The organism is Pseudomonas sp. MF6767, from assembly GCF_016405475.1.
Taxonomy (GTDB): domain Bacteria; phylum Pseudomonadota; class Gammaproteobacteria; order Pseudomonadales; family Pseudomonadaceae; genus Aquipseudomonas; species Aquipseudomonas paracarnis.
This window is the reverse complement of record NZ_JAEKCY010000026.1, coordinates 11,761-32,761: the sequence shown is the minus strand read 5'-3', so window position 1 is coordinate 32,761 and position 21,001 is coordinate 11,761. Positions and strand designations below refer to the sequence as shown.

General features: G+C 56.2%; 13 protein-coding genes. 2 read left to right on the top strand and 11 right to left on the bottom strand.

Translation table 11 applies throughout. The features are described from left to right. Positions 1–558 precede the first annotated feature (558 nt). The 5 genes from JFT58_RS26885 to mobH all read right to left on the bottom strand — a co-directional run bounded on the left by JFT58_RS26885 (position 559) and on the right by mobH (position 13,892). Positions 559–2,532, bottom strand: a complete 1,974-nt coding sequence (locus tag JFT58_RS26885; RefSeq protein ID WP_034113481.1) for a hypothetical protein — start codon at positions 2,530–2,532, stop codon at positions 559–561. Then, positions 2,522–4,465 (bottom strand): hypothetical protein, encoded by a 1,944-nt coding sequence (locus tag JFT58_RS26880; RefSeq protein ID WP_010567744.1) that lies wholly within the window; start codon positions 4,463–4,465, stop codon positions 2,522–2,524. The genes JFT58_RS26885 and JFT58_RS26880 overlap by 11 nt, the downstream gene beginning before the upstream one ends. Further along, a complete protein-coding gene (locus JFT58_RS26875; RefSeq protein WP_034113479.1) occupies positions 4,462–5,112 on the bottom strand; it encodes a hypothetical protein in 651 nt (216 codons plus the stop codon). Before JFT58_RS26875 ends, JFT58_RS26880 begins: the two co-directional genes overlap by 4 nt. Before the next feature lie 530 nt (positions 5,113–5,642). After that, entirely contained in the window at positions 5,643–11,585 is a 5,943-nt protein-coding gene (locus JFT58_RS26870; RefSeq protein WP_198834785.1) for an AAA family ATPase, read from the bottom strand. A 582-nt stretch (positions 11,586–12,167) separates the two neighbouring features. Further along, the gene (gene mobH / locus JFT58_RS26865; RefSeq protein WP_034128271.1) at positions 12,168–13,892 is read right to left on the bottom strand and encodes a MobH family relaxase; all 1,725 of its coding nucleotides are present in this window, start codon (positions 13,890–13,892) and stop codon (positions 12,168–12,170) included. Positions 13,893–14,116: 224 nt separating this feature from the next. Here mobH and JFT58_RS26860 point away from each other — a divergent pair, with 224 nt between their 5' ends. Then, positions 14,117–14,314: a DUF7740 domain-containing protein gene (locus tag JFT58_RS26860; protein WP_034113511.1), complete on the top strand. Its 198-nt coding sequence runs from the start codon at positions 14,117–14,119 to the stop codon at positions 14,312–14,314. Positions 14,315–14,446: 132 nt separating this feature from the next. Here the strand turns inward: JFT58_RS26860 and JFT58_RS26855 are convergent, their stop codons facing one another. Together JFT58_RS26855 and JFT58_RS26850 are read right to left on the bottom strand one after the other, a co-directional pair. Beyond that, on the bottom strand, positions 14,447–15,409 hold the full coding sequence (locus JFT58_RS26855; RefSeq protein WP_010567739.1) for an ArdC family protein: 963 nt from the start codon (positions 15,407–15,409) through the stop codon (positions 14,447–14,449). A gap of 132 nt (positions 15,410–15,541) precedes the next feature. Beyond that, positions 15,542–15,871 (bottom strand): hypothetical protein, encoded by a 330-nt coding sequence (locus JFT58_RS26850; protein ID WP_010567738.1) that lies wholly within the window; start codon positions 15,869–15,871, stop codon positions 15,542–15,544. Between the two features lie 455 nt (positions 15,872–16,326). On the opposite strand from JFT58_RS26850, the gene JFT58_RS26845 reads away from it, so the two are divergent. Continuing rightward, positions 16,327–16,725: a DUF3742 family protein gene (locus tag JFT58_RS26845; RefSeq protein WP_010567737.1), complete on the top strand. Its 399-nt coding sequence runs from the start codon at positions 16,327–16,329 to the stop codon at positions 16,723–16,725. Here JFT58_RS26845 and JFT58_RS26840 read toward each other — a convergent pair. From JFT58_RS26840 to JFT58_RS26825, 4 genes are read right to left on the bottom strand one after another with little or no spacing between them, the layout of a single operon-like run. Beyond that, positions 16,714–18,255 (bottom strand): conjugal transfer protein TraG N-terminal domain-containing protein, encoded by a 1,542-nt coding sequence (locus tag JFT58_RS26840; RefSeq protein ID WP_010567736.1) that lies wholly within the window; start codon positions 18,253–18,255, stop codon positions 16,714–16,716. The two genes, JFT58_RS26845 and JFT58_RS26840, sit on opposite strands and share 12 nt — an antisense overlap. Positions 18,256–18,265: 10 nt before the next feature. Further along, the gene (locus JFT58_RS26835; protein ID WP_034115544.1) at positions 18,266–18,574 is read right to left on the bottom strand and encodes a hypothetical protein; all 309 of its coding nucleotides are present in this window, start codon (positions 18,572–18,574) and stop codon (positions 18,266–18,268) included. A 3-nt stretch (positions 18,575–18,577) separates the two neighbouring features. Then, positions 18,578–19,960 carry an integrating conjugative element protein gene (locus tag JFT58_RS26830; protein WP_034115543.1) on the bottom strand — a complete coding sequence of 461 codons (1,383 nt, stop codon included), beginning with the start codon at positions 19,958–19,960 and terminating at the stop codon, positions 18,578–18,580. Next, positions 19,957–20,913 carry a TIGR03756 family integrating conjugative element protein gene (locus tag JFT58_RS26825; RefSeq protein WP_034115542.1) on the bottom strand — a complete coding sequence of 319 codons (957 nt, stop codon included), beginning with the start codon at positions 20,911–20,913 and terminating at the stop codon, positions 19,957–19,959. The genes JFT58_RS26830 and JFT58_RS26825 overlap by 4 nt, the downstream gene beginning before the upstream one ends. Positions 20,914–21,001: the final 88 nt, after the last annotated feature.

Here is a 21,001-nt window from a genome sequence, read left to right as displayed (position 1 = left end):
ATGCGCAGTTCACGGAGTTTTCATCGCTGCCAATGGGTACACGGATGCAGTGATTTCTGAATGCAGGGACGTACTAAACCTTAAGACTGTCTTCCTATGCTCCTTGCGAGAATTTGTGTTACTGCTCCAACGTCAGGGCGATCTTACGGTAATGCTGAGGAGAAAATCGCAGGCCGCGATCGTTGACAAGAATCCCTTTGTTGAAATTTTGAGTTGAGCCTCGGGCTCATTCGATTCCCGGAGCCGTAGAGCATGGCGCTCTCAGCGATAGGTGCTAACTGGCCAAGGTCTTTGCCCTGATTAAATAAGACTTGAGGGACGTAGGGATGCAACCTAAACCAATGATCAATATGTTGATCCGCAATTGTGGATGATGCCGGACTGGGCAGCGCGGATGAAGTTTTGAAGTCGTGGGTTGTCCTAGTAACCGTGGTCGAGAGTGTGTTGCATCAGGGGAGGGTGGCGGTGAAGTATCTTTCTCTGAAAGATAGCTCTCTGTCGACTGCTATGTGATCCGAAGGTACTGCGATGAGGACGGTAGGCGCACTGCTTCCATTGCTACTGGCTTGCAGCTCTCTTTCTAGGTTTGGTCGTCTTCAGGGACATCGACGAAGGTGATTTGAGATTTCCTGGCACTCTGAAAACAACAAGGTGACGCACAATGCTGCTGTTTGTGGGGAGGACGGAATCGTACCAGATACACTCCTCCAGGCTGGGCGGTGGACCCTTGCGATCCACAATCTCCAAGACGCCCAGAAAGCCAAGTTTCACGTTCGTATTTTGGTAGCTAGCGGCTTGATCGCAGTAGGTTCTCGCAGCCGCTCGGTCCAGATGTCCATGATGGCGCTTCATCTCGATGACGAGCCTATGGCCACCGAATCCGGCATAGAGATCCGCCCGCCCTGTTGCAACACCTTCTACTTCGTCCAGGATTTCACAGCTTCGATAGTTGCCAGACAGCCACTGCCAAAGATCTTGCTGCAGCTGGAACTCTGTTGCCGCTGGATCACGTAGATACTTACCTCGATCACGTAGCTCCTTGGTTCCCCCATCCTGACGGGTTTTGCAGAAGAGGACAATTTGAGCAAGGAGTTCGTTGAAATGGATCCGGACCTCCCCTGAATAGTCTTGACAGGCCTCTAGGTGGGATGTGAGCCCCTTGAGTAGTCGCTGGACCACCGGGTTGCTGAAATCATTCGATACGTCGTACCGATCATTCAGCGCTGTTTCGATGCGATGCAATGCGTCGGAAGACCACTCGGGCGGAAGTTCAGGGCTTCTGAGCAACTGCTGAAGCATCGGATAGCTTTCGTTAGGCGACGGCTTTCCCAATTCGACATTATTGACCTCCAGTTGCGCAATGCGAGCACGAAGGATGCGTGCGGTATCCTTGTGTCCTGGCTCCCAGTCGGGCTCAGCGAGAAGATCGTCAAGAAGGGCTAGCTGCCCGCGCTCCCGTACGAAGCTGGCTTCTATCCGGGGGCGCAAAAGCTGGCCTAGTCCACCTTTGGTTTCGAAGGTGCGGTCAGCATCAAAGACCGCTAGCAGGTTTTCGATGATGGCACTCGCCTTTAGCCAGCTTGGACGTGTTAAGTCTCTGCATGCTTGCTGCACTGATCTCATCAATCGTACCCATTGGATTTCTCGATCCGCTCGAGGCATGAGCCAATCTGGAAGGTGCTGATTACCTAGAGCGAGTCTCCGGTCTTGAACGGCTCTGGTTAGGGACTCAGCGCGCTCATTCATGAACTCCGCTGGTGCACCTGTAGAGAATCCTCGAATGATGTCTACGACTGCCGCATATGCCGCAGCATCAGCTCGGTCCTCGTCCACTGCCTGGGCGTCTCGCAAAAGAGCCTTAGTGATTTCTAGATGCTGGTTGATCTCCTCAAGGGAGCCAGCATCCAGAGCCTTGGATAGGCTCACCAGTGCAAGTTCAAAGGCTGCCTCACCCTCTGCATCCTCGATCTTGCGCAACTCGTTCAAGGTGACTACTAGCTCTGGCTCTTGCCAGGCGTACAGGGCGACGCCAGCTAGTTTTGCCGCATGCTGCGCATACAGGTTGTTCGCGTTGGATTTGATGCAGGCCAGGATCTTGAGCGGTATGAACTTTGAGATGCTGGATGCCAGAGCCAGGCGGAACAATGCTTCAAGCGCGTAAGCGGCTATCAGCTCCTGTTTTTTTGTGGTCTGAGATTCGATGCGTTGTTCCAGTACGCTAGCAAGTCGGGTGCTGATACGCTGGCGGAGGGGGGGGCTGCAGATGACGATGTCTGCCGCTGAACGTATGGCGCAAGGATCCTGACACTCCGCGAATCCTTGAAGCAGCAGCTTGTCAATGTCAGCCGACTCATCTGGGAGCGCGCTGTTTGCAAACTCTGCGAGCACATCAAGATACGGCGACTCCACCAACGACTGCGCTTGTGCCATCAAGGCTGCCATCCCTCCCAGCGACGCAATCGTCAGTGGCGTCGCGGATTGCAGGTGCTGCTCTATGGCACCCAGCAAGCAAGGCTGCTGGTTACCAGACATAGCCGCCTTCCGGAGCCACACGACACTGCTTTTCCCCAAGCGCCTTGAGTACGGCAGGCGCGTTCGCACTCGCAATGAAAATCTGCAGGCCCTGCGTTTCGTTGGCTACTCGCCGAAGTTCGGTCAGAAGCTTTGCCAGATCATTCTCACTGGTTTCCTCGGAGCCGGGTGAGTCGATGATCAGCAGGCCAGGGTGGCGCCCGACGCCCAGATTCTGGCCGACGCGTAACAACGCGATGGCTGTAGCAATGCGCAGCCTGAGACGTTCACCGGGAGTCAGCCTGCTGAACGCTGATTTCTGATTGCCTTTGCGTACTGCCATCTTCGCGTCGGAGCCAAGCTCAATAGATTCAAGCCCGAGCGCACCGAATTCGTTTGCCAGGCGAAGTATCTCCTGATTGAGTTTATCCATTAGATCGACCTTGCCTTCATCAAAGGCTTTCTTCGCCTCTTTCAGGGCAACATCAATCAACCCTGCATCCTCGGGTGGTTGTGGCGACGGGGTCGGGTCGCTGTGTGCGTGCATTTCCCCCTCTAGCCGTGCGACGAGAAGTTCAGCCTCCCGCTGTTGCTGATAACTTTTGCTCGTACTTGCACTTGCTAGCGTTTCTTGGGCAAGGGAAAAATTTCGCGACGCAGTCTTGGTCTTGGCTTCGAGATCCCGATGTATTGCCTTCGCCGCTTGATAAGCGGCTTGCGAAGCGACTGTACGGGCCTCTGCTTCGTCCAGCAGCTCTGAACTGTCGTCTTGTCCGTCTTGGCTGATGGGCTCTGAGCACAACGAGCAACTCTGCTCAACGCTCTCCCGCTTGATCCGTGCCTTGGGCACGGCTTTCTCGCAGCGAGGACAGCTGCTCGGCTGCAGGCCGGTGAAGAAAGCTGCAGTCACTAGATTTTCTCGCAGGTCGCGGAGTGCTCGCTGGTCGCCATCTGCTACCCCCCTGAGTGCCGCTAGCTCAACTGCTGCGCCGAGCGTTGCCTGCTCCAGTTGGAGTGTCTGGTTGGAAAGCTCCCTGGCATTTACAGTCAACCTGTCAAGGGACTCTGCAGTTATGCCTGTACTATTGAGCAACGCTAGGTCACGGCGGGCTTGCTCAAGTTGGACCGTGATTCGACCTCTCGATTCTTTACCCTGTTCGTTTCGGGCGGAGTGAGTGCGACTTGCATATGCCAACTGCTGCTCTATTTCCTTCTTGGCAGTGCCTGCTTGCATGACAGTGCTTGCCCATGGCAAGCCAATGTAGAGTTGGAGCATGCGTGCCGGCAGCCCTGCCATCAGGACGTCACCCAGCAGTGCCTTGTGATCCCCTCCAAAGTAGAGTGCCCCAGACAAGGCTGGCCATCCATGAGAGACGGTGCTGCCGCCTTCATCGTTATTCTTGCGGGATGGAATTGACTGAAGATCAAAAGCGCTCATCATGAATCGTGACATGGCAGCAGCAAATCCTTCATCGCTGCTAAATCGGTCAATGACTTCGGGCATGCCATTGGGGCGAATAACCTTGAGCACTCCATTGGGTCTTTTATCATTGACGTCAAACTCGACGATGTGATGACGATCATCAAGGTTGAAGCTGAGCTGGACCCATGAAAGCCAACTGCGCACGTCCTCCTGTAGGTCCTTGGCATCACCGCGCAAGCACCATAGGATGACCTCGAGGACACTCGATTTACCCACCAGATTGGACTTTCCTAAGCTGCCATGGCTGGTGACGGCCCAGACACCCGAGCTCAAGTCTGCCCAGGTGAAGTCGATGGGGCCGCTGACCTTTCCCACCTTCTGGCCCTTGAATGCAATTCCGGATACGGTCATCTTGGGCGTGGGCCTTACAGGCCGATCTACATAAACACCGCGCCGCTGAAGGCGGGATTCTGCCTCTGTTACCGACAATCCGGTGTCATTGGCGACCGTTTCAAGCCAACTCATGGTCATGCGGCATTTCCTTGCAAAAGAGCTTCCAAACGTTGTCGTACGCGATCTGTGATAGGCGCGATGATGTGCTTGAGTGCGGTGTCGGCGTACTCGGCCTGAAGGTACTGGCGGTCTTTCAGTGCCTTACCTCCCGCGCCACCGGCTATCCGGGCTACCACGCAGGCCCTATCTCTGTACCAGGCGATCTCCTCAGCCATTTCCGACAGCTCGTTCATGGCATATCTACCTTTAAGCGTCAGCAGGTAGATATGCTCTTGTACCTTGCCGGGAGAGCCTTGACGTTTGATCCTGATAAACTCGGCAGCGCGCAGAATCGATAGTGCGTTGTCTAACGGTTCAAAAGCACCAAAGCGATAGCGGATCATCGGGACACGACGCAGATCGGGCTCTCGGGAATCAAGTATTTTTTGCGCCAGAACTAATGATGCCGGATCGCCTCCAGCTTCAAACTCCGTGAGCAATTCGTTGGCAAGATAGTCGGGATTTCGCATCCAGAAATCCAAGGCCTGAAGACGAGACTGAGCACGCAACGTTGCGACGACATCGGTTCCCCAAGATTGATTGATGACGTCTGTGGAGCCAGCATCAATGCAAGCGAGAAGTCGTACAGCGCTCTGACGATCGCTGGCTATGGGAATAGAACTCAACGGACGGTGCCCCCCATTACGTCGTGCGCTTCAATGCGCAGATGAATTCTTAATTAAGCAGTGCTGATGAATGGCACATTAGCATCATTTTGTAAGAGTCTGTCAGAATGGCAGGACTGAATTGCATTTTCTGAGTGGGCGCCCCTATAGCTGCAACTACGGGGCATTCCGAGCGATCTCTTGAGTTATGGTAACTATTGAGGCGAAAAAATGGATGTTCATTGGAGCGCAAAACATACGTGCCCACGCTGTGGTCAGGAGTTCCCATTTCCCGCCCTAAAAGCTTGGGGACAGCACAAATCAGAGTGTATGGCGTCATCGAAGCCTGCGGTCCCCAAGAGGAAGCCCACGAAAGCGAAGTACTAGTTCCTAATAAGCCCATTGCTCATGGCTTTAGGGTGCATCATGTGTGGCGTGTTGCGTGTAGACGCAACCAATGTGGTCTATGAACGAACTCACAGATTGATTGGGGCAGTAAAGGAGCAAGAACGCCCCATCATCGTTCTGACGGGGCTATTCCAGTTAGCAGGTTATCGCTCGACTCGGCTCAGGTAGCTTTCGGCAGGTTTATCACCGTCCACTGAGCGACAAGCGTGTACCCAGATATCAAGAGGACCTGCAACGTCTTCTAGAGCTTTGCGACCCTTCGACGTAACGACGAGCGCGACTCCTTCTCCCCAGAATTGATCTTGATCAACATCCAGCGAGGCGCCATCACGCCACCAGATTAGTTTCGCAACGCATTCGCCGACCTGATCAATGTAGTTCATCCAATTGTCTGGATCATGTTGCCACTCCAGACGCTGCAGCCACTCAGGGCACAGCACCAAGAAATGCTCTGGATAACTAGGTATGCGACTGATCGACACCCTACGGACAATAGTCGGAGATGGCTCTTCAGGCGCCCACACTCCTTCAATCCACAGGGCGCCGGGAAGTGAGTAGCCCGTACTCGCCCTGCGTTCCTTGTCGGCAAAGAACGGCGCTCTTGCCCTTGTCATTTCAAGGTTGCGTCTCACAAAACGGCAGTAAAAATGAGATATCTCGGCAATGACAGAGTCGCCGTTATCCATCAGCGGCGAAAGGTCGAGTTCAGTCTCATCCAGCCACTGCATCTCCCCCGAATGCCATCCTGCGTCATGGTGCGCGAAAGGACGTGGCATGAAGGCTGGTCGCACCGTCGGACCAATGAGCGGTGGCGTGTCGGCTTGATAGTTCATGCCATAGAGCAAATTGGGGATGGCGGGAGCCCCCACTTGTCCTGCCAGACGAAGCTCTCCCGCAACATGGCGAAGCGCTCTGAGCGCTGCGAGCATATGCGGTCTAAAGAAGGTGATCTTCATGTCCACTTTAGACAGCCCGGATTGCAAGCGTGTTGTCTCGGATTGGCCAAATGCCTCCAGCCCACCCCATGACTCGATCAGGAAGTAGCAGCGATGGCGGATGGTTGCCATTGAGATGCCGGTTCGGGCCAGGTCATCGACTTGAGAGGTGAGTGCAGCTGTCCATCCGAGTGGGTCGTTCACACGCATCGCCCCGGACGAGGGGTCGGTCAGAAACGAGGGTTCGAGTTCACCCTTGCTGGCAGGCATCTGCAAACGATAGAAAAATGGTAGCTCCTGTCGTGTCATTGCCCAGGCATTTCCCCAACGATCCAGAAGACAACCTGCAAAGACCGCCACTACGTAGTCCGGATCATTTACCAACGGCGAAATCCGCTCGGCCCAATCCGTCGCAGTAGCGTGCGTGTCGCGCAGAAGTAGCTGAAGCGCCTCCGCTGGCTCATCCGCGTTGCCTTCCAATAGGGCGTCTACCAGTAAATGAAAGGCCGCCCTGCCTTGAGGTGCCCTCGATAGCTGCAGGGCACCAGCGCGGGCAAGATTTGTCAGTTCAATGGCAGAAAGGGAAAAGGACCATTGGAACAGCGCCGCAATCAGTGCTTCATCAGATTCAGGGGCCTGCGTTGGAAGGTTAATCTGAGCGAGCGAATGCTCTCTGGTCGTTGCAAGTTGTTCGGCAAGAAGCTCCCACACTGCTGCCCAATTTGGCGTTGCGCAGATAGTCGACAGCACATCCTTACTGTCAAACAGGATCGGGGATGAATTGTCCGGCGCGGTAATGAGTTCCTCGAGCAAGTCTGCGTAGGCTTCTTTATGCACCTTTGATCCATCAAGCTCAATGAGTGCTCGAAAGTACTTTAGCTTCGCTGCGCCTCTCCAGTAGCTCCAGCCAGGGCGACCATCGTCATGGCTCTGGCTATCATTCACCAGACGCCTAGCCAGTGTCTTGTCATCTTCGGCAAGCGCTCGTTCGATCAGTGAGAAGCGGGCATGACTGTCGCGTTGGATGGAGGGCCAGCGTTCAAAAATAGCAGTCGCTTCTTCCAGTGTTGCGGTATCCAAGAGGCGCGAGAATGCGCGGGCAGAGTCGTAGCTCGGAGCTTTGTCGCGGCTAAGCTCATCATCAAGGAGGCTCAATGAGCCAATGTCATCGTACTTTCCTGGCGTGCCCCTATCATGAGGTATGGGTGTCTCAGCTTGCCAACGACGCAGTGCATCATGGGCACGCTCGTTGTTGATTCCCCTTTGCTTCAGCGCCGCGACAAGGCGCTGAAGCAACCTGACTCGTGCTGCGCTCGTGCTGTGAATCTCAACACCATCCAGCAGGGTTCCAACAACCGCGGAAAGGTCTGTTTCTGGAGCAATGGCAACGACTTGGCTGACGAACTCGCCAGTTTGATCCTCCCGGTAGTACGGTTCAGTGTAGAAAGGAAGGGCAAGTGATCGCCAAGTGACCGCGCATGACGCGGCCAATTCTGGATTTCGTCGGACTACTCCGATCATCAGCGCATTGATAGCGCGATCCCAGCTCAAAAGCCCCTCTGAGGTGAGTACTTTGGCGGCGCGATACCCGAGTGCAGAATCGCACAACGCCGCCTCTGACAGCGCTCTGGAGGCCAAACGATGAGCGGCATCACGGCCCTCCGTCAGGGTCATGCCAGCAAGCTGTTTTAGCATAAGGACTACACGCTGCGCGCGACCAGCAGGATCCTGATGGTTGGCGCATTCTAGAAGATCTCCCCACAAAGAGTATTGTGGATCTTTTTTGGCCGGCAGGGCATAGCCAAGCGTGTTGGTATGCAGCTGTTGCAACAGTTCGCGGGCGCGTTCGGTGTTGCCCATCTCAGCGAACAGTTTTGCCAGGCCTGCGATCAGATCGATGTGTTCTTCAGGGGTATTACCGTGGATCACACCCAAAAGGTCTTCCAGTCGATCGAAGGCTGCTTGCATATCGCCATTGCTGTGAAAAATCTCTTCAATCGCCGCTCTTCGGGAAGGAATGTTCTGCTTGGCGGTCCCCTTTCTATTGGCAAATGACGAGTCAAACAGTTGCACCACTGCTTTGAATTCTTGCTCGCCACACATTGAGGCGATCCGAATCATCATCCGGCTCAAGATCGGATCAATGTTGTTCAGTTGATGGGTCGCATAGAATTCACTAGAACTCGCCGCGCGAGCATTGTCGAGAAAGCCAAGCAGAGCTTGAGTCGCCTGAATGACTTCACCTGGCGTGATTTCATGACCTGTAAGTGCTCGACCCAGCAGCATGCCAATTGTGTTGGCATGGTGCTGCAGTGGTCTCAGTACCGGACTCTTCGACTTTGCGGTATTGGTAACGGGTAGCCTAAGTGCTGAGGCGAGTGCTGCGTGCTGTATGACTGCATGGGTGATGTTCTCCGCATTATGCTCCCCGATGGCGTCATCCATTAATGCGATGGATGGAGTTTCCAGTCCTTCAAAAATCGTGGTGGACACTGTTTCGTTACCGAGGCGTAGGGCGAGGGTCGCCAATTGCCTACGCATGCCACTAGCAATGCCTGGGAAGCTTGGATGTGTATGCGCTGCGTCGACAAATGTGTGTGCTCTATCAAGTTCTCGGTGATCGTATGCGCGTAGGCCGGCTTCGATCAACAGGTAGGGCAGTTCAGAGTCACTGACACCAAGCTGCCTTGCCGTGAGCGATGGGTCGCTATCAGGATCGGCGAGCATGGCCGAACGGGCGACGTTGCAGCGAAGTGTGGTGATGTCCTCAACGTCCAGCCCGTGTCCGCCTTCGGTGGCGGTCAACTTCGCCAAACATGTCTCTATCTGTTCCGCGTCCCGAAAGTGGAAGACCCGCTGTGCCCACTCTTCCAAATCTGAGTGAATAGGGGACGGCTGTGAATCCTTGGAGAAGGGGTCAATCTTATTGAATAGAGCCTTGGCACTATCGATTTCGCCCGCTACAAGAAGCACATCAATAGCCTTGTAGTGGTCGCCGATTTGTCCCTCTGCCATCGTTCGGACTCCATCAATATCGCCGAGCGCCTGCAGCGCATCGACAACTGCAGGGGCGTACTCAATTGCGGAGCAGCGGCGTTCCATTTCATCTCGTGCGAGCAGCAGACGAAAGACCGCAGATGCGTCTGGCTCGTGCTTGGCACAAATCAATGCCAGGCGAATGTCACCTTGGATCTCAGTCGCTGGGCGTGAATCTGCCAGTTGATGCCTGAATCGGCGCGGCTGTGCCAGCCTGAGTACGTCCTGGTGTAGCTCGGCGCGTGCCAGGTACCTCAACTCGAGCCAGCGTTGCGGGTTATCGGATTCTGCAAAGCGGGCGAGCTCCGCCAGCTTGCAATAGATGGATGGTGCATAGTCTGGGTCAAGTTTCCCAAAGCGAAGTTTGGGTTGTTCCAGTACAAACAGGCGGAAGCTATTGTGGAACACACTCCAGCCGTGAGTGGTCTGGCTGAGTAGATGGCTCGTCGATCTCAATGCCGTTTCTACAGCGTGCTCTGACGTGGCTACTGCCAGCAATTCGGGTGGGATTGGACCTTCAGCACGTGCAATAAAATCGATGACCTTTCTCGCGTCTGCATCATCGGAAATTTCGCGCCATGCCGCCTTGTAGACACGCTCAATGTCGCCTTCAAAGCTGAAGGCCCCGTTTAACAGTGCTTCCCGACGAGCTACGTCTGCTTGACGCAGAGCTTCTATCAAGTACCGCGCTACTAGAGGGTGTCCCTGGCAAAGCTCATAGATGCTAGGTCGGGGCACGGCTTTGTCCAACCCAAGCTTCAGTGCCATCTCGCTGACGGCTTCTGGTGAGAGCGGTGCGATCTGAATATTACGATCCGCCAGGGAGGCTTGTTCCCGAACCTGATGCTTCAGGCTAGTCAGTTCCAGTCGCTGGGTTCCGAGTAGGATCAATACGCCAGCTGGCAACGCCTCTGGGAGTGGCAGCTCTGCCAGCAGTGAGCGAGCAGGGTGCTCTTCTCGGGGGATGTGATCCAATCCATCGACGATGATCAGTGTGCGGATGCCTTCATCGCGATAACGGTCTCCAGCTTGGCGCAGCAGTTGCTCAAGCTCTAGCTGTCGCTCTTGAAGGGTGTTGTTGCGGGCCAAGCGTCCCGCCAAGCCACTTTGCCTAAGCTGAGTGTTGAGATCGTCGAGGAAGTTATCGGCTTCGGCGCGGCCAATGCCTTGGCCTTCGCCAGGCATGTAGGCAAGGTATCGCACCAGCTGCAGCGTCGGCCCGCCACTGAGTGCCGATTGGAGTAGGGTGGACTTACCAGCTCCTGGAGGGCCGACAAGGGCCAGGTATCCGTGGTCCAGTCGGTCAATGCATTCGAGAAGTTGTTGTTCGGTTTTGCGATTACGCTGAACGTGCTCGCCAATAGGGAACTGGTGGGGGCGGTGCACGATGAAGCGATCCTTCCAGCCAAGTTCTGCAAGCAGCTCGGCGCGGCTCCAACGATCCTTATTGCGCCGATCGGCGACCAAGTCGGGGAGCTTTGAGGCAATTTGCTGGACTAGCTTTAACGACTCTGACGACAGGCGATGGCGCAAGATGAAGTCAGCGGCTGATCCCGTTAGAAAATGGACTGCATGTAGGAACGTCTCGAAATCCGCGACAGGGAGTTTCGACGCCGCCGCAAGCTTGTCAATGAAGGGCTGCCAGCGGGTGGCTTTCCATTCGGATAAGGTGCGGCTGTGGTAAAGCTCGAACTCTCGCAAGAAAGCAGCGCTGTGATCGTCCTTGTCGCTTAACAAGTGATCATTGGTGGTGGGTATGTCGTTGGTAACGAAGCGAACTTCTGTCAAGGCCTCACCATGGGATTGGCGCAGACTCGTCCATGCGGTCACCAGCTTCAGCAACATGCCTTCTGCGCCAAGCAGCAGGGCTTCAATCTGGAAAGCTTTGGGGAACGTGGAGGTCTTGAATTGGCGACCAACTGCCTTTCCCGGAAGGCCTAGTACGAGATCGTCAGCAATACCTGCGCTACGATCAGCTAGACCAACCCAATTCAACTGGTCTTTATCTAACGCGGCATAGATGGCTGCTGCGCCGGATTGATACTGTTGAACGAATCCGCGTTGCGCGTTGCGTTCGCCCTCTCCTGAGGTCATGGTGTTGGTTGACTCTCTCATTATGCCTCTCAACTATCCGTACTGTCCGTGATGACGGACGTTGTTCAATCCATGAGGTAAAGCAATCCGGGGTCTTGAGTGCGCGGGCACACTGTGGGGACAGTGTGACGACCTAGGAGTGATCATATCAACTCGGCTTCATATGAAAACGCGTTACCCTGACAGCCCACTGGATCGTTACCAATCGGTGGTAGTAGTTGTTTCAATAAGAGGGTCTGCGCGTTATCGCGGGGTTTGCTGCATCGGTTTGCGACGTGCTTAGAGATAATGGCGGGACTTCAGTCGAGCTGCAGGGAATCTTGCGAAACAACAGTCTGCACGTAGCAAGCTGGTTATGAACCGTTCAGGTGTGCTCCAGCTTGAGGTCGCACGCTATGCAGGCGCTTCTGTCCCAAACGTCCCGGACGAATACAGTCCGAGTGGAGCGGAAAGGTCTGACAGGGTGGGGTTTTCGGTGTTCACTGCATCCAATCCATCATCGAACGCTATGAGCCGCCGGGGAGCGGCAAGAGAGCGGTTCAGTGGCGAGTGCACCCCAGAGTCGATTCTGCGTGTCGAGCTCCAATGGGATGCTACGGAAATTTAAGCTTTTTCGACCTTAAGAAAAGGATTGTCGGCAGGCATCGTTTCGAACAGCAGTTCCGGCTTTTCTAGCAAATAACCTTTGAGTCTTGCTTTCTTCCGAGGACCTTCGACCTGACAGATCCAGATGTTCAAGCCATCGTCCCGTTTCCTGTGGACCTTCAGTTTTTCGAACTGCTTCTGCACCCAACGCCATTCTTCAATCTCTTGATCGGATTCCTGTGAGATACCAGGAAACTCCCGCGCGTAGCGTTGGAAGAGACCTGGTGTGACCAATAGCACGGTGCCGCTCACCGTGTGGATTTTAGCCTTGCTGTCGTTGATGATCAGCTTGTGGTTCTGGATGCCTTCCTTGACCCAATTCAGGAAAGCCTGACCTGGGTTGTCCAAAGGGGGGGCTGAGACTTCGAGAGCATTTTCTGACGGCGTATCACGCACCTCGGCTTCTCCCATTTCGAACATATCCAGCAACGTTCCGAGGTAGTCGGCATCTTCCATCGCCATTGGATCTTCCATCGATTGTTTTTGATGCGATCCTGTTCCGCCTGCCTTGGGTGCTGGTGATGATACTGGTGCGTCAGTCGGGTGCTCATCGACTGCAACGCTCACCATTCCGCGGAAAGCCTCAGGCCGCTCTTCGCTCCCCCAAATCAACGCCGGTTGAAGGCGCAGAAAGGTAAAGCTCTGCTGCCAGTTTCCCTGCGCGACAATAGCGGTCCAGATGGCTTTGCCTTCCGGGGTCGACTCGACCAGCCCATGCGATTGCAGCTCGTCGAACACAGCGATGTTGGATGAGGGAATGCCCTCAATCGATTGCGACAGCAGATAGGCTCGCAGCTTGTCCGTGACCGTCTTGCTGACCAGCCACAGTGTGTCTTGAGTCAACCAACCCGCGGCACCCGGCTGGTTGAGTTTCAGCTCGTGCTGAACCAGATGACGCAGTCCGCTGATCAAGTGATGTTGCAGCGAATGAATCGGCGCTTGTAGCGCCTTGCTTGGGTTGCCGCCAATGTTCTGTGTGGTGGAGACTCGGTCGGCTTGAATCACCAGTTCGCCCAGCACACCAGCATGTTCATACTGACCGGCCAGGACATACAGCAGACTGGCCCACAGCGACGGAAATCCACTGAGCCAGTCCAGGATCGGGCGGTCGAGAATTTGGGTATAGAGCAAGCCTGCGGCGGCACCGTGCAGGTGGTAGTCACGACCTTTGATGTAACGAAAACGGTAGGGCTGATCCAGGGGACCCTGCCAAGGATGCCAAAGCCGGCCATCCTGGCATTCGACCTGCAGGTCCACGGCGATCTTGCCGATGTCATGGAGCAGGGCGCCATAGGCGATGCCAGCGGACCAAGCGTCGGTCTGAGCGGCCTGGTCTTCGGGCGCGGCGCCAGTGGGAAGCAGATACGACTGACGCAGTTTCAAACTGCAAGCGACCAGCTCCAGGCCATGGTCGAGCATGCCGCCGAGATACGCATGGTGGTGCGTCTCGCTGGCCGGGAGTTGCTGGACCTGTTCGGCGTAGCGACGGATCGGATTTAAGTAGAGCTGGGTGAATTGGGCGTGGGAGAGGGCGGTGTACTGCCAGATGCGATCGAGCAACTGGCGGCGGTGCTCCGCGGCTAACAAGCTGTGGACCGACTCGATGGGCAGGTAACCGTCGGCGACGTTGACGGTCGGTGGTGGAGGAGGCTTCTGCTTTTTGTGGCGAAACAGACTGAGCATCGTGACCTCCGGGAAGTGACAGGGTCAGTGGCCCTTTAGCCTTTTCGGATAGGGCTCTTACCCTTGAATCCCCATTCCCTTCCAACCCTTACCTGTCCTTTTGGCTCGTGTCCCTTTGTGCCGCAATCGGAATATTGATACGGCTGGGCATCATTTTGTTGGAGGGCTGGTACGGAAAAGACAAGAGTCGGTACACTGCGGTGCGAATTTTCTCGGGGCTTGCCATGAATCTGACTGACGCCACGCTGGTGCTGCTCCTTGCGGCACGTATCCATGGGACAGACGAAGCCGTCAGGGCCTCGGCGAGGAGCGTGGTCAAGAAGTTGCCACGCAGTAAGCGCGATCTGATCTACAAGGTGATCGACAGCCGGAGACCACTCGAGCTGGTGGATTTTCTGGCGCAGAACCTGGATGCGGAATGACAGGCTGCTGGTGTGCGCGCCTCTCTTGTTCTTTGCGCCAGAGTCCCGCGGCATGGAGCCTTTCTTCTGAGCATAAAAAAGGGCCCAACTCGTGTCAGGCCCTTTGAAGCGTTTGCAACGGTGAGGTATCGATTAAGCTCCATCGTTCATGCAAGGCGAGTCATCCATGACCGCTTGCTTCAGTTGCTGCTCCAAGTCGAGTACATACTCCGATGCGCTTCGGGCGTGACCACTGGCGCGAAAGATCGCGCGCTTGTCTGCCTTGAGCAGACCGAGCCAGGAGTCGATGTAGCCCTCGTGCCGAAGCTCTCCCTGTATACCGGAGTAGGCACATAAAAACGCCGCGCCCATTTCCGCGATCAACTCCTCAAACGCGTAGCCTGGCGAGCCAAACGGACAGACTGACGTCACGCCTTCGCGCTGCAACCGAGTGCGATGCCCGGTCCAGTGCGTCAGCTCGTGAAGTGCGGTGGCGTAATACCCACCTTCATCGTGAAATTGCGCTTTTGTCGGCAGTTGGATGAGATCCCTGATCGGGTGGTAAAAGGCTTCGTCGGCAGATCGATGAACGATTTTCGCCCCGGAACTGAGCAGCAGATTTTCCGCAACGCTGTTGGCCAGGAAGGGATCGGTCGGTTCTGTCTCGAGCAGGGTTTCATTGAGCGTTTCGAGCCCCTCTGTTTGCTCGATGTTGAATAGAAAATGCGTCCTGAGAATGCCAAAGTTAGCGACCTTGGGCTGACCGTGTTCATCGAGTACGGGTTGGCCTGACTCGGTCTGTTCCTCGCGCTCCATCGGCTTGTAGAGTACCGCCAGGGTGCTGTGCTCACCCTTACGGATGTGCCCACCGGCCTTTCTGGCTTGGTTGAAGGTCAGCCAACGATCTTGAGTGAATCCCTGCAACCTGGCTTCGGCCCAGAGCAGTGGCAAGTTGATACCCGAATAGGGACGAAGCGTGATGGCGTTGATGGGGTAGGGTTGATGATTGCCGACGTAAGCTGAGCCACTTGAGGACCAGGGTTTGATCCAGGGAGCAACGCCTTGGTCTAACGCGGTAACGATTTTGTCAGTCACGTCTTGGTAGATATCGCGCATGGCATGTTCCTCAACAACGGAGGAACGCCTTGCCCGTCGGGGAGGGTTCCCCGGTGGGTGATGGGTTGGATTGATGCAGGTCTTGCAAGCGCTCCGACTGTGGATGTGGGTGCCGAGTACGGCCATATGCACTTAGCGCTGATGCTCTTCTGCGAGCGCTATCAGTAAGGCGTTAGGCTGGTCTGGCTCGAGGAGCAGGCTAAGGTTTAGTTGCAGCAACGGGTTTTGGCGTGGATGACCGGTTGACGCGATGTGGGCTACCTCGAACAGCACATAGGGCTCGTGTGGATGGGCCAGGTGAGCCTCGAAGGCTGCGCGCAATACGTTGCTCAGGCGATCGACCTGCAGCTTCTCAGGATGACCTGAGCGCTCGAGCAGTACTGCGCGTTGCCACGCGCCAGGCGTGAACACAATGGGTAACTGTAGGGTGTTCAGTGCTTCCGGCGTAAGTGGGTCGGACATGGTGTGCCTCCGTTGAAAACGCGAAGAAACCTGCCCGTGCGGGAGAGAATTTCCCCGCGGTGGGTTGAAGAAAAACAAGAAGGTTTGCCTGGCGAGCGGAGCTCGGAAGACGCTCAAAAGAGCAGTAGGCGTTCATCACCGTAGAAACGGTGACCGTGCGAGCCACCGAACGCTCATCGCACTTGGGGAAGAACCATCACCGAAGTGACGTAGCCTTGAAGGTTCTGGCTGCCTGGGAAGGTGCTGTCGATAACAGCGATCCGTACCTTGTATTTAGCGTAGCGATTTATACGGGTCAACCTCCGAAGAAAAGCTGTGCCCTGATGTTCGTCTTCTATCTTCCAGTGAAGATTTTTTGGCTGGGCAAGCTGATAAACGGTCAAGCACGGACAGTTTTCAGTAGTAGGCTGTTACTCCTGTCTCAATCATGAAAACGCTCAGAAGAGGGCGAGAACATGCCGACTCAGAACCCTGTTCAGAATTCACGTGCCCTCCGCTGGGCGTACGCCTGTGGCATGTCGGTAAAGCGTGGTTATCGCAAATTGAAAGCGTTTGAGTCCCACCTGGCGGAGCGTGCGGTGACGGCAGGTATGCCTGCGGGTAAATTACTCGTTCGCGGGAGCTTTCTGATTGCCAAGCTGGCATTGATCGGAGGTTTGCTCCTTGTCAGCGTTTGGCTGGTTACTTTTTTTATGATGATGTTGGCTGTCATCACTTTGATATGGTTCAGGGCTTTTGTTGGTTCCGATCATCAAGAGGAAAGTCCAGGGCCAGACTACTTGGGTGCTGATCTCTACATTGGTGACTTCGATGACAATGGGCATTATATAGGCGACAGCAAGTCATCTAATTGAGCGCTTAGTAGCCCCCAATATTTGATCCGTACCTTTGCTCGCTGAATCACTTGCGGCTTTGCTACCGTTCGCCAACATGCCTTGAATCCCGTTGCCGACTGAATATCCTGCCCAGCTCATGGCCCCTAGAAACAGCATCGGTAGCACGATGAACATCGCCCCCATCACATACTCGATCACCTGTGCCGTGACGGTTCCCTCCATGAAGCCGGATGTGGGCAGCGATAACAGCACTTGATTGGAAGCCGAAACTTGGTTGTACAAGGTGTCGAGCATGCTGGAGTCGACCCAGCGGGCTAGTTCCCACCAGAAGCTCAGCATGTGCAAGGTGAACAGCGCAAACGTCACCGTCATGACGGTCTTCAACTGGTAGGTACTGACCAACAGAATCAGCGGCAAGCTGATGATGACACCCATGATCAGGAAAGCCTGCACCATCGGTAGAGCGGCGCGTAACGCATTCATCGCCGGGAAGTTGCTGAAGGAGCCAAGGGCTAGCCCGGTATTGGTGGCGAGATTATTGAGCCCCTGATTGATCGACCCGCCGCGAGCACTGGAGCCATAGTCCTGGTAGACCTGTCCGGGCGACATGGACATCGATTGCTGGCGCGGGCTGACCAGTTCGCGCAGGGTGGCATCCTCGATCTCGTTGCTCGAACGGCCAGTCAACCAACCTTTCAGCTGAGTCAGCAGCGAAGGATCGACTTGCTGGATCAAACGTTCGCGCAAGCCAACACCGCTATCGCTCCACCACTGCTTGCAGGTGGGATAGCCCGCGCCATTCTCCAGCCGAGGTAAGGAAACATCTCGGCTTTCGTCATACGGCCAGCTGACTCGCGGTGTGCGTGAACGATCCGTATCGTAGTAACCGGGTGTGTCAAAAAAATAGTTTGAGCCGATCCAGGACGCGTCATAACTTTGTGCCTTGTCCAACTGCGGACGGTTGGTGAATAGCCGAGAACGGGAATAACCATAGCAATCGCGAGTGAAGTCGGCAACTTCCTGCAGCAGTACCTGACTGTCGATGCGCGAGCTGTCGATCTCCATGCGCATTTGTCGGATATCCGGTGCGCAGGGGATGGAGGCGGTGGCCGCCGCGGTTACCCCTTTGCTCAAGGCATGCACCAGAAACCACCAGATCGGTACGTTGGCGGAGCGTTCGCCGATAGTATTGAAGGTGGTCCCCCAGGCGGTTTCCGTCGGTTTGGCGACACTCACGCCGCAGCGCTGACTCGCCGCATCATCGAACGCCATTGAGGCGAGGCTCAGCGGAAAGACGGGCGCGCAACCGAACAAGACGACGATATAGGCCAGCCACAACCGGTTCTCGATCCGCGGCACCGAGAGCAGTCCCTTGTTGCCTTCATCCGCGCCTTGCTGACGGGCAGACAACCATTCCTGCAAGATAATTGCGCCAAAGGGCGCGGCGAATAGCCCGGTGTCGGACAGGACACTCCAGAGGCCGTTGTTGATGATCCAGGCCAGCAGAGAGAGGTAAAACTCCAGGTAGCTGTTGGTGCTCATGAGCATGGTGGTGACCTCACAGTCGGGTGAGTTCGACGCAGGTAAAGAGCACGAGCCCTAACGCTCCAATGCGTTTCACGCGCAGTCGATGCTGTGGTCGATGTCGGTAGCGCCGAAGCAGATCCCACCAGAGCGCAAAGAGGGCGGCGTAGAGCAGGGCGCGCCACCACCGCAGATAAGGTCGTGCCGATTCGAATGCCTGCTGCCAGACCTCGAAACTACCCAGCGCAGTGCGGCCGATCCAGGCGACCAGTGCGGCGGTCAGGATCATCACCGCGGCAATCCTCAGACCTGAAAGCAGAGTGAATAGCGGTGAGCGTTTCATGGCTCACTTGCGCCTAGCGTCAGCATCATTGAGTCGGCCCGGCTCAGGGTCGCCTTGCTCGACGGTACGCGAAGCATCGGCACCACCCGCATGTCGATCGAGCACCAGGCTGGCGGTATTGGTTGCGAGCATCTGCCGGACCTGCAGCTCGGTTTGTAGCAGACGTATTTCGCGCTCCAGGGCGTCGATATTTTTCGTCAAGGCGGTCTGGGCCGGCTCGGCTGAAGCGATGTTCGGTTCGTGACTGCCTGCCAGCAGGGTGCGCAGTAGCAGCAACGCTTTGTCGAGCACGCTGGACAAGGCCGTTTCACTGGCCAGGCGTCGCGCCAGCAGATCCTGGTCGGGATCGTCGCGCAAGGCTTCGATCACGCCACGGGTCACTGGAAGTATTGGGCTTGAGGCTTTAGCCAGATTGTCAGGGGTAGGCGACAGTGAACCGGACAGCAGCCCTTGCAGGGCCTTGAGGCGTTCGCTGTAGGCCTCCTGGATCAGCGGCGTCAATCCGCTGCCAGCGGCAGCACGCAGGGTTTCGCAGCTGTCGCAGGTCGCGACTTCGCTCTCGCCCAACACCCGAACGGCCCATTCGGATTCCTCCTGGGGCGAAGCCCATGTCTGGCAAATGGCTCCACCCAAACAGTCGCTGCTACTGATCGACGTACTGTCAGCCACCGTCCGGTTATGCAGCAAGTTGTAGCCCGCGCGCACTACGTCGGAGGTCACCCGAATGGGTGTCTGCCCATTCCCACCAGCCTTCGAACCGCCGACCCAGGACACCCCATTGTTGCCGTTTTGGGACTCGGTATTTTTCACCGTGGCCACTGCATCACCGCCGGTTTGCTCCAGATTACTCTGCATCTCCTGGTTCTTGGCCAGCGCACCCCAGCCGGCTTGGCCGACCTTGTCCGCCATTTTCTCGGCCATGGCTTGGCAGGTCAGTTTGGAGCGATCGAAGTCGATACGGCCCTGCATCACCCCGTTGCTCAACAACTCATAAAGGCCGGGGTTGGCGCGCTGGATGATCAACGCTGGCAGCGACATCACCGCTTGGGTCGCGTTCTGCACAACGCTGCCCATGATCTGCTGGAAACCCTCAGTGGCACCGTTCAGCTGGTTTTGCAGGGTATTGGTGAGGCTCATGTTTCCGCACATCATGTTCGCTCGCCAGGACCCGCCGACACCGAGACCACTGGGTCGGTAGAGCGAGCTCGGTGAGCCGACTGCCGAGCCGCCACCAATGGTGTACATCACCCGGTCGTCGAGCACTTCGCCGTGAGTACCCAGGCGGTAATCGCCCTCGGCGGCGTGGGCATGCGTGGCAATGGAGAGCAGTCCGCAGAGCAACAGACTCATCGGGCCCAGCCATGGTCGTGCGAGAAGCCGACTCATGAAACACCACCTTCGAAGTCGATGCTGAACAGGAAGGTCTGTCCCTCACGTTTGCAACAGCTATAGGGGCGCCACAGCGCCCAGGCGTAGCCGCCATCAGCGCTCTGCACCGGATCGCTGGGGAAGATGGCACACGTGGGCTGAATCTGGGGGGAGAGCAACTGCCATTTGTGGGTTGAAGCATCGTTTTCAACGATCGGACCCGGCGGCCAGTAGCCGTCGCGTGGTGCGGGTGTGAGCGGCAAGTACACATGTGGTTGCCCGTTACGGGTGATGACATCGCCGGCCCGTTGCGCCATCACCGCGGCCGCCTTGAAATCGTCGGGCTGTACCAGAAAACCCTGCCGGGGATAGACGTTGCCCCACATGTTTCCCAAGGCCTGCCGACCGATTTCACGGATCCCCGGCATGAGCGACTCGGGGTAAAGACTTTCCGGTATGCCATGGCGCCAGGCCAGCGAGTCCAGGGTGCTCAGGTAGTAGGGCATGAACGCAGTAGCGCCGCTGGCGCAGGCGTAGCCGGAATGCGAGGCCAGTTGAGTGGCGGCCCAGCCACCTGGATGACCGATGCCATCAACGTTTTTGAAGCGAGGCAGGTTGTCGCGGTGGCTGTTCGGCGTGATCAGGTTGCCGCCACCTTCCGCACCGCCAATGGGAGAGGAGAGGGTGGCCATCTCGGACCATGGATTATTGCCCGTAGTGGCGTAGCTCGAGACCACCAGCTCAGGAATGAAATGACGCACCTTGGTCGAGGTTTTGACTTTGCAGCCGAAGGGCGTGCAGAGCAGCCAGAAACAAATGCCGACGACCCTGTAGGCGAGGCAATTTGGCGACAACACCGAGGACGTGATGCTGCCGGTATCCAGCGCCACGCTTGGCCCGCACGCCAGCAGGAGGCTCAGTGCCAAAGGTCGTAACTTCTGGGGCGCAATTGATGGGCATACGACAGGCATGATCCAGGCTCTTTGGGCTAATGGCCTGGACACGTTCGATGATTGAACGTACACCGTCAGTGATAAAGCTGAAGCTGGCGTTGTCGGT

What these genes read in the sequence shown, in the direction of transcription:
- JFT58_RS26825 (WP_034115542.1), bottom strand. Translation starts at nt 20,913, where the DNA reads ATGCCTGTCGTATGCCCATCAATTGCGCCCCAGAAGTTACGACCTTTG.
- JFT58_RS26855 (WP_010567739.1), bottom strand. Translation starts at nt 15,409, where the DNA reads ATGCGCGATATCTACCAAGACGTGACTGACAAAATCGTTACCGCGTTA.
- JFT58_RS26885 (WP_034113481.1), bottom strand. Translation starts at nt 2,532, where the DNA reads ATGTCTGGTAACCAGCAGCCTTGCTTGCTGGGTGCCATAGAGCAGCAC.
- JFT58_RS26845 (WP_010567737.1), top strand. Translation starts at nt 16,327, where the DNA reads ATGCCGACTCAGAACCCTGTTCAGAATTCACGTGCCCTCCGCTGGGCG.
- JFT58_RS26840 (WP_010567736.1), bottom strand. Translation starts at nt 18,255, where the DNA reads ATGCTCATGAGCACCAACAGCTACCTGGAGTTTTACCTCTCTCTGCTG.
- JFT58_RS26870 (WP_198834785.1), bottom strand. Translation starts at nt 11,585, where the DNA reads ATGAGAGAGTCAACCAACACCATGACCTCAGGAGAGGGCGAACGCAAC.
- JFT58_RS26830 (WP_034115543.1), bottom strand. Translation starts at nt 19,960, where the DNA reads ATGAGTCGGCTTCTCGCACGACCATGGCTGGGCCCGATGAGTCTGTTG.
- JFT58_RS26860 (WP_034113511.1), top strand. Translation starts at nt 14,117, where the DNA reads ATGAATCTGACTGACGCCACGCTGGTGCTGCTCCTTGCGGCACGTATC.
- JFT58_RS26835 (WP_034115544.1), bottom strand. Translation starts at nt 18,574, where the DNA reads ATGAAACGCTCACCGCTATTCACTCTGCTTTCAGGTCTGAGGATTGCC.
- JFT58_RS26880 (WP_010567744.1), bottom strand. Translation starts at nt 4,465, where the DNA reads ATGACCATGAGTTGGCTTGAAACGGTCGCCAATGACACCGGATTGTCG.
- JFT58_RS26850 (WP_010567738.1), bottom strand. Translation starts at nt 15,871, where the DNA reads ATGTCCGACCCACTTACGCCGGAAGCACTGAACACCCTACAGTTACCC.
- mobH (WP_034128271.1), bottom strand. Translation starts at nt 13,892, where the DNA reads ATGCTCAGTCTGTTTCGCCACAAAAAGCAGAAGCCTCCTCCACCACCG.